Origin of the sequence: Tautonia sociabilis, assembly GCF_003977685.1 — a bacterium.
In the GTDB taxonomy this organism is placed as follows: domain Bacteria; phylum Planctomycetota; class Planctomycetia; order Isosphaerales; family Isosphaeraceae; genus Tautonia; species Tautonia sociabilis.
In genome coordinates this window covers 1-1924 of the sequence record NZ_RYZH01000114.1, presented here as the reverse complement: position 1 = coordinate 1924, position 1924 = coordinate 1, and the positions used below count along the sequence as shown (strand labels likewise).

The following is a 1924-nucleotide window of genomic DNA, read 5'->3' as shown; positions in this document are numbered from 1 at the left end:
GTAACCGTCCGATGAACCGCGTCTGGAAAGCGAGCTGAGTCGACGCGACGATACCCGCGGCGGGTCCGATCGCCCCGCCCGGGAGCCGCACCCATGCCGCGTCAGGCATCCGACGACGCACCGTGGCTGGCCGCCATCGACGACTATCGCCGTAGCGGCCTGACGCAGGCCGAGTTCTGCCGCCGCCGCGAGCTGCCGCTGCACACCTTCCGCAGGTATCTCTACGGCCGCCGCGGCGCCACCCCCGCCCCGGCCGCGACCGAGCCCACCCCCGCCACCCCGACCGACCCGCCGCGCCTCGTCCCCGTCACCCTCGTCGCCGACACGACGGCCCCCGAGCCCGCCTCGGCTGCCGCCGACTCCCTGGTCCTGATCCTCGACGGCCGCCGCCGGATCGCCGTCGCCCCCGGCTTCGACCCCGAGACGCTCCGCCGCCTGCTCGACGCCCTGGAGGCCCGGCCGTGATCGGCCTGCCGCCGACCCTCCGGGTGTTCGTCGCCACCGCCCCGGTCGACCTCCGCAAGAGCTACGACGGCCTGGCGCGGGTCGCACGCGAGGCCCTCGGGCAGGACCCGACTTCGGGCCACCTGCTGGTCTTCTCCAATCGCCGCCGCGATCGCATCAAGATCCTGTACTGGGACAGGGACGGCTACGCGATCTGGATGAAGCGGCTGGAGGCCGGGACCTTCCGCTGGCCCGCCCCGACGGCCGACGGGGTCGAGTGGACCCCCGCCGAGTTGGCCGCCATGCTCGGCGGCATCGACCTGAAGGCCACCCGGCGGCGGCCCCGCTTCGCCCTCGCGCCGACCTGAGCGGCCGCGGCGGGTCGGGCGCCCCGGCGGCGGCCCGATGGCGCCTACTCCGGTATGCGAGACGATGCGTCGCTGCCCGACGACCTGGCCACCGCCCACCGGCAGATCCGCGAGCAGGCGGAGACGCTCCGGCAGCAGGCCCACCTCATCGGCAGGCTCCAGCACCAACTGGAGCAGTTGCTGCGGCAGCGGTACGGCAGGAAGGGCGAGGCGGTCGACCCCGGCCAGCTGACCCTCTTCGCCCCCGACGCGGTCGAGGTCGCCGAGGCGGCCCCCGGGCCGCCGCCGGCGACGCCACCCGAGAAGGCCCCGGGGCGGCCCGCCGGCCGCAAGCCCCTGCCGCGGTCGCTGCCGCGGCGACGCGTCGTCCACGACGTCGCCCCCGAGCACCGCGCCTGCCCCGAGTGCGGCGCCGAGCGGCAGCGGATCGGCGAGGAGTCGCGCCAGCAGCTTGAATACGTCCCGGCCAGCCTGGTGGTCGTCGAGCACATCAGGCCCAAGTACGCGTGCCGGTCGTGCGCCGCGCACGTCGTCGTCGCGCCGCGGCTCCCCGAGCCGATCGAGCGGGGGCTGCCGGGCACCGGGCTGCTGGCCCACGTCATCACCAGCAAGTTCGCCGACCACCTGCCGCTGTACCGCCTGGAGGGCATCTTCGGCCGCCACGGGGTCGAGCTGCCCCGCTCGACGATGTGCGACTGGATGGCCGACTGCGCCGGGCTGCTGGAGCCGATCGCCAGGGCGATGGCCCGACGGGTCCTCGGCTCGAAAGTCGTCGGGGTCGATGACACGCCGGTGACGGTCCAGGACCACGGCGGCAAGGGCAAGAAGACCGGGCGGCTGTGGGCCTACCTCGGCGACCGGGACAACCCGTTCGTCGTCTACGACTACACGCCCGACCGCAGCCGCGACGGGCCCGAGCGGTTCCTCGCGGGCTATCGCGCGGGGTACCTCCAATCCGATGCCTACGCGGCCTACGACGGCCTGCACGCCCGCGGCCTGGTCGCCGTCGGCTGCTGGGCGCACGCGCGGCGGAAGTTCTACGAGGCCCGCACCAGCGACCCGGAGCGGTCGCACGCGGCGTTGGCGTGGATCGGCCGGCTCTACGACGTCGA

The 1924-nt window shown here is 74.8% G+C and carries 3 protein-coding genes; all 3 read left to right on the top strand.

The genetic code is table 11. The features are described 5' to 3' along the window. The first annotated feature begins 93 nt into the window (after nt 1–93). A complete protein-coding gene (gene tnpA / locus TsocGM_RS26395) occupies nt 94–465 on the top strand; it encodes an IS66 family insertion sequence element accessory protein TnpA (RefSeq protein ID WP_158633766.1) in 372 nt (123 codons plus the stop codon). After that, nucleotides 462–812, top strand: coding sequence for an IS66 family insertion sequence element accessory protein TnpB (tnpB, locus tag TsocGM_RS25545; RefSeq protein ID WP_126728282.1), 351 nt, complete (start codon nt 462–464; stop codon nt 810–812). The genes tnpA and tnpB overlap by 4 nt, the downstream gene beginning before the upstream one ends. A 54-nt stretch (nt 813–866) precedes the next feature. Further along, a partial coding sequence (tnpC, locus tag TsocGM_RS25540) for an IS66 family transposase (RefSeq protein WP_126728281.1) occupies nt 867–1924 on the top strand: 1058 nt, incomplete at its 3' end.

Coding starts and splice junctions, on each gene's coding strand:
- tnpA (WP_158633766.1), top strand. CDS start 94: ATGCCGCGTCAGGCATCCGACGACGCACCGTGGCTGGCCGCCATCGAC.